The sequence below is a fragment of the Lysinibacillus sp. CTST325 genome (genome assembly GCF_054665055.1).
In genome coordinates this window covers 1-6,460 of the sequence record NZ_BAAFHO010000030.1, presented here as the reverse complement: position 1 = coordinate 6,460, position 6,460 = coordinate 1, and the positions used below count along the sequence as shown (strand labels likewise).

Sequence of the window (6,460 nt, the reverse complement as noted above, 5' to 3'; positions counted from 1 at the left end):
ATGTATTACAACCATTATCGAGGGCAATGGAACTTGAAAAAGCTGCCGCCTGCAAAATACAGACAGCAGCTTCAAAAGGTAGCCTAGCTTTTTTTCAAAATGTCCTTTACAAAGGGTACACTTTATATCCAATTGTGTATGTAGTTAATGCTATAATTAATTTAGGTTATGTATTTTTCTACTTGGCAATTTGACGATATTGAATAACACAAAAGGTTACAGAAAAACCATATAACTTGCTAATTATGAAGAAATGATAACTTTGGAAAAACATCTTTGTTAAAGGGAAGCTTGAGCGTGAAACAGACCCTGATGTGAAAAGTTATTTTTATAAGAAGTATTTAATATTAGTGGATTAGAATGAGGAAATTATGAACAAAAACTCTTATAAATATAGAAGGAGTGGGTTGAAATGAGAAAAAAAACTCACGAGGAGAACCTTGAGGAAGTAAAGGCGGTTCTAGCATTTGAAGGTTTAGAGCTGTTACCAGAATTGGAGGAGCTCATCTTGAAAGAAGCCAAAGGGGAGATTACAGCTCTACAAAGTGAAGAAATGGCAATGAAAATCTTGGGTTTGAGCAATGGAAAAATTTAATCAATCTAAATATTGCTATCCTAACTCCACTATCTTGATTAATAAGTTTGATGTTCGTGATCAACAAAAATTAGACCAATTAGAAGCATATTATGTTGGAAGACGTTTATATCAATTACGAGAAAATCTATTACATGGGAATTTTGATTTTTCCCATTTGAAATCAATTCATAAATATCTTTTTCAAGAAATCTATGATTTTGCTGGAAAAACACGAACTGAAAATATATCAAAAGATCATTTTCAATTTGCTAATTCATTGTATATCGAAGAACAAGGAAAAGAGTTATTTAAAGAATTAAAAAATGAGGGATTTTTAAAAGGATTATCAACTGACCAATTTTGTAAACGTGCTGCTTATTTTATGGCTGAAATTAATGTTTTACATCCTTTTAGAGAAGGTAATGGACGGGCTCAGACTGAATTTATAAGGCTTCTAGCAGCAGAGAATGACCTTGAATTAGATTGGGGAAGGATTGGCAAAGAGGAATATACAAAAGCTACTATTTCATCAAAATTTGATGATACTAAATTAGGTGAAGCAATTTATAAGTGTATTTCTAATCATGAGCCTAAACAACAAGATATTTTTTCATTAAAAGGTGTTAAAGGGATTGACACTAAAATTAAAGCGCAGCAGGACCAAGCTAAAGAGAAGAAAAGAGACCACTCGCGTTGAATATAGAATTACAAGTAAAGTTCGCCTTAAGGTGGACTTTTTTTCTTAAGAAATAACGTTTTATACATATATTCATATATACATATATTCATATATTCATGTGTACGTATATGTATATACGCATAATGAAGGCTTATTGCCTCTAAAGAAGATGGCTACAATTACAAGGAGGTATTTGAATGATTGAGAAATATGTTATTACCTGTCCGTATTGTGGAAGTGTATTAAAACCAGAGGGTGAAAAGTATTATTGCGATTTTTGTATCATGATATTGCCCGCGGATCGAGTGCAACGTAATCATGAACGAGTTTCTGTCCGTGTCCGAGATTTTGCGCTAGATGTTTACCTGGATAAGACTACTCCAGAGCTAATGAGATATTCAACGTATGAGTTACTTAGTTTATTGAAATATGCAAGAGCTGAAAGAACAAATATATATAAACTTATGAACACATTTTATAATGCTCGTAAACAGCAAGGTATTGAAGAATATAAGGAATCTGAAGAATACAGCGGAAAAGAATATGAAAAAATCACGCGTAAAATGTTTGTACTTGAAAACTTGATACGTCAGCGTTTGGGTTACGTTCCCCATCGTATTACAGATGTTTATTTAGGTAAGTATTTAGCAGCGATGGAAAAAGATAAACGTCAACCAATGATTATCCGACAACAGAGGAAAGACGATATAAAAACCAATTAAAAGCTTAGTAGAAAGTTCGTTTTAGAAAATTCATGGGAGTTCAATAAGAACTAAACAACAACTTTATTATTTTTTTAAAGGACTTTATTGTAAATTAAACAACTTTATTATCTCTGTACAGTAAAATAAGAACGGCTCTTAAATCGTTCTGTACGTATATCTTTAAAAGTTGCTACGCTCTTAGTTTCATTCCTGGTATTCGGATCCGTTGTAGATGCTGAAATATACTTGATATATCAATGTTTATTGGAAATGGATTTATTGATTTATTCCTTTCAGTAAAAATCGAGGTGAACTTTTGATTATTCGGAGATAATTATAATGAGGGAAAAGTGTTTATTATGATGTAGATCAAGGGGCTTTTTATTAAAAGCTTTTTTGTTATTTGCATAACCTCGATCTACATCATATGTGTTAATTTAAAGTGGTTGTTTACGTATGTTTTTAGCATGATATACTTGCCTTTTTATTTTCGGGAATAAATACTCATGGATGAAGAAAACGTCCTATGAGCGACTGTATGGCTTTAATTTTGCAACGTTAATATTTAGAAGTATATGAAGCAAAAGCTCCAAGGGATAAAATTACAAGTACGATCCCAATAGCAAATTTTATGAGTGCAAATGAAATTGTGACCGCAAACACTAATAATCTTAAAGCTACTACAACAATAAAACTAAATGCTTTAACAGAAAAATTTAAAATGCTATTTAAAATTTTCATATGAAATCGCCCCTTTATCGTTCAATATCATCTTTTTGTTTCTTTTCCTGGCTGCTTGTTTCTTTGCTAGTTAAATTTTTAATAATATCCAAATCAGCTACAGTTTGAACGCTGTTCTTAGTATCATCAATATCTATACGATCAGGCACACCATCATTATCTAAATCAACTTCTTTGATACTCTCAGCATATTTGACCTTTATTTCAGTATCTCCTTTTGCTACTAATTCCAACGTATCTTTTCCTAATTTTTTTTGTAATTCATTAGGGTTAATAGCTGACAGATTCTTAAGGAATCTGTTTTTATACTTTGCTTCAAATAATTTTTTATATGATGGGAATTCTACAGTTTGAAAGTCTAAGTTTTCCTTAGTTAAAAAATCCAAATCTTTAAAAGGATCTTCGGTGTTTTCTAATTCTGCTAACCGAGTCGCATTGATTTCGTAAACGACAGATCCAGTAGTATTTAAATATATATCTTCACAATAATTCTTTTCGAATTCACAAAGTTTTTGATAGGCTATTTCCCTTTCAATAGGTTCAGTTTTATCTAAAATATTTTCATCCATAAAGAAAACACTCCCTTATTATTTTTGGATAATAAATTAAAACGATAGGCGTAAAACACGACTATCGTTTTCTGTTTTTAATATTGTTATAAATTATCTCTCTATAGATGGTTTTCGAGTTTTAACTTGATCCTTATCTTTTTGTTCGGATTTAATCTTGGCATCTATTTCTTTGACACCCTGTACTGAAAAAATTGATGATGATTTTTGTTTTTCCTTACTTGCTTTGCTTACTTCATTATTGTTTTTAACTTTAGAAGCTTTTAGGTCTGCTTGATCGTTAATCATTTGCTTATTTTCTAAAATATTACTTTTTCTTTCTACGACATTTTTTAAAGCTTTTTCAATAACATTTGATTGCTGGCCTGCAAAGAAAAACGAATAGTTATCTTTTTCGTTTTTAACAACAGAAAAATCTACACCCATTTTTTTGAGTTCCTTTTGATAATCTTTTAATTGCTGCTTTGTTATGTTTTCATCTAAAGCAACAACTCCTTCTTTATGTTTATTTATTAAGTCAGTAATTTTTTGTTTACCTTCTTTTGTATTATCATTAATTACGAAATTTTGTTCCTCTTTATTTTTCCCAAGTCTTTCAATCAGTGATTCCAAAACTTTCAAGAGAAGTTGCTCACTTAATTTAACTCCCTGTGACACGATCTCTATACCTACTCGTGTATGTTCATCAACTGATACCATTTTTTCTTTACCTCCTTTGTTTATTTACCTACATTATACCATTTAAATGGAAGAAATGATATAATTAGGAATGCAAAATATGGCATTTTTAATAAAGGGCAAGCTACGGGATTACCATGGTAATCCCCAAAAACGTTGTTTTTGACTTGGTAGGAGAATCCTACGACCTTTACAAATAATTAGCTGTTATTTTTGTGAAATAAGCAGCTATATTTGTTGTCGCTACGCTCGATATTTTAAAAGGTAGGGAGGGATTTTTATGTTTATAAATAAAACTTATTTACAGTTAAGTGTTAGTGAAGATGAAAAAAAATATCTAAAGGAAAAAGCAAAAGAACTAGGGTATAAGAGTGTATCAGCTTTTATGGTTGATAGCGCTAAAAGTCATTTTAAAATTGAATTTGATATGAAAGTTTATCGTGAACTTACAAAAGAAATTAATTACATTGGAAAGAATGTAAATAGTTTAATTCGTAGAATAAATACAGACGGATTTTATTCAGATAATGACATTGATTTTTTAAAAACAAATCAAAAAATAATTATTAATCTGATGAATAAAGAATATGACCGTTTGCTAAATTTGAAACAGAAATATACTAGCGATAAATTAAGTTTAAAAGAGAAGAATAGTTTGATTAAAGCATTGCAACAAAATGAAATTGATGTACCTTTAAAAGTAGTCTTGGAAGAAGTGTTTGAACAAATAAAAGATGATCTTCTTTACATTGGTGAAGCTATTGAAAATTCACCTGAACAAGAAATAGAAGTTGCTGATTATGTTTGGGAGTATTTATATGGGGATACGCTTTTTGAATTGGATAAAAATAAACTGATTGAATTCGCTAATAAAATCTTTATATTTACTCAAAAATTAAAAATGAAATTGTTGAAACTAGATAATGTATTTGATGATGATGATTGGTTTTCTTTGAAAGACATTTTAGATGAATATGAAATTTATTAATTAAGGATTGATTCAATATGTCTATCGTTAAAATACAACAGGTTAGAAGTTTAAGGGCAGCAGTTAAATACAGTATGCAAGATCATAAGACAAATGAGGAATTAGTGACTTCATATGAATGCGATATTGAAACGATTGAACGTGATTTTAAAAGTGTGCTTTATGATTACAATGAAAAGAAAAATAGCAACAAAGATATGAGCGCAAGAATGATAATTCAATCATTTGATAGTGATGATAATTTAACGCCTGAACAAGCTCACCAGTATGGTGTAGAGTTAGCTGAAAATTATTTAAAAGGTAAACATCAATTTGTTGTTATAACGCACACAGAAACCGATAACCTCCATAACCATATTATTTTCAACTCGATTAACTTTGAGGACTTAAAAATGTTCGATAGTAAAAGGCAACATACTATCAATAATCTAAGGAAGGAAAATGACAAAGTATCTGAAGAACACGGATTAAATATTATTGAAAGTGGACGAAGTAAGGGGATTACTTTTAATGAATATGTAGCAAGAGCAAAGAAGCAATCTTTTAAAGGGAAACTTGAGGAAATAATTAATGATACCATTTTAAAATCTAACTCTTTTGAAGAATTTTTAGAACTCATGAATAAACAAGGATATGAAAGTAAGATGGGGAAATACTTATCCTTTAAAAATCCTAGATCAAACAAATTTATGAGGACAAAAATGTTAGGCATGAACTACTTTGAATCATCTATTAAATACCGGATTACTAATAAAGACTATACACCACTTAAACAGACCTTTATTGACAAACAATGGATTGATAAATCACAAGCTAAATTTAAAAATAATAAGGGTTTACAGAAATGGGCCACTAAACAAAATATTAATTACTTGAATGAAATAAGCAGCAAGCTATATAAACAAGATATTACGCTTCGAGAGTTAAATGAAATTGAAATCAAAAAAGAAAACTTAATAAGTGGTTTTGAAAAGCAGCTTGAATTAATTGACGGTGAAATTTTCAAACTGGAGAAGATGAAGGATTGCTTCAATATTTATCAAAGTAGCTATTCGTTGATTAAAGAATACAAAGAAGCTGATGATAAAACGGAATTTAAACAGACCAATTACTCGAAGTTCAAACAATTTGATACTGCTAAACGGGATATTAATTATCTAAAAAAACATTATGATGTTACGGACGCTGCAGGGCTAAATTATAAATTGTCACTTATGACGGAAGAACGGAATTTACTTTATGGAAGCTTAGGGAAAGACAAAAAAATAGCTAAAGAATTAGAGCAACAAGAGCAAGCAAAAACACAAAGGAATCAAAAGAATCATGAGAATGAACGGTGAAAAAGTAACAGGTTTAAGTAGATACGTTATGGTATATTTTTAAATGCAAAGGGGTATTATAAATGCTAATTTAAATATGTACATTCCTGCTTGAATAACGATGTACAAAAATACTCTCCCATTTCATACTAATACTGAGGTGTTAGTATGCATATTCAATTAGAGATTGAGACAGAATTTAAAA

General features: G+C 30.0%; 9 protein-coding genes. 6 read left to right on the top strand and 3 right to left on the bottom strand.

Annotated elements, in window-relative coordinates; all coding sequences use genetic code 11:
* The 4 genes from ACYQ73_RS27945 to ACYQ73_RS27930 all read left to right on the top strand — a co-directional run bounded on the left by ACYQ73_RS27945 (position 1) and on the right by ACYQ73_RS27930 (position 1,978).
* Positions 1–87 (top strand): IS3 family transposase, encoded by an 87-nt coding sequence (locus ACYQ73_RS27945; protein WP_332870823.1) that lies wholly within the window; start codon positions 1–3, stop codon positions 85–87.
* A 325-nt stretch (positions 88–412) separates the two neighbouring features.
* Entirely contained in the window at positions 413–595 is a 183-nt protein-coding gene (locus ACYQ73_RS27940) for a hypothetical protein (RefSeq protein WP_285400366.1), read from the top strand.
* Positions 582–1,274, top strand: a complete 693-nt coding sequence (locus tag ACYQ73_RS27935) for a Fic/DOC family protein (RefSeq protein ID WP_460015438.1) — start codon at positions 582–584, stop codon at positions 1,272–1,274. Before ACYQ73_RS27940 ends, ACYQ73_RS27935 begins: the two co-directional genes overlap by 14 nt.
* Positions 1,275–1,453: 179 nt before the next feature.
* Positions 1,454–1,978, top strand: a complete 525-nt coding sequence (locus ACYQ73_RS27930; RefSeq protein WP_460015437.1) for a hypothetical protein — start codon at positions 1,454–1,456, stop codon at positions 1,976–1,978.
* A 540-nt stretch (positions 1,979–2,518) separates the two neighbouring features.
* Here ACYQ73_RS27930 and ACYQ73_RS27925 read toward each other — a convergent pair.
* The 3 genes from ACYQ73_RS27925 to ACYQ73_RS27915 form a co-directional block, all read right to left on the bottom strand.
* On the bottom strand, positions 2,519–2,701 hold the full coding sequence (locus ACYQ73_RS27925; RefSeq protein ID WP_460015436.1) for a hypothetical protein: 183 nt from the start codon (positions 2,699–2,701) through the stop codon (positions 2,519–2,521).
* A gap of 14 nt (positions 2,702–2,715) precedes the next feature.
* Positions 2,716–3,270, bottom strand: coding sequence for a hypothetical protein (locus ACYQ73_RS27920; RefSeq protein ID WP_460015435.1), 555 nt, complete (start codon positions 3,268–3,270; stop codon positions 2,716–2,718).
* Between the two features lie 93 nt (positions 3,271–3,363).
* A complete protein-coding gene (locus ACYQ73_RS27915; protein ID WP_460015434.1) occupies positions 3,364–3,969 on the bottom strand; it encodes a DUF3801 domain-containing protein in 606 nt (201 codons plus the stop codon).
* Between the two features lie 259 nt (positions 3,970–4,228).
* Between ACYQ73_RS27915 and ACYQ73_RS27910 the strand changes: the two genes are divergently transcribed.
* Both ACYQ73_RS27910 and ACYQ73_RS27905 read left to right on the top strand, forming a co-directional pair.
* The gene (locus ACYQ73_RS27910) at positions 4,229–4,936 is read left to right on the top strand and encodes a plasmid mobilization protein (RefSeq protein ID WP_460015433.1); all 708 of its coding nucleotides are present in this window, start codon (positions 4,229–4,231) and stop codon (positions 4,934–4,936) included.
* Between the two features lie 17 nt (positions 4,937–4,953).
* Positions 4,954–6,276 (top strand): relaxase/mobilization nuclease domain-containing protein, encoded by a 1,323-nt coding sequence (locus ACYQ73_RS27905; RefSeq protein ID WP_460015432.1) that lies wholly within the window; start codon positions 4,954–4,956, stop codon positions 6,274–6,276.
* Positions 6,277–6,460: the final 184 nt, after the last annotated feature.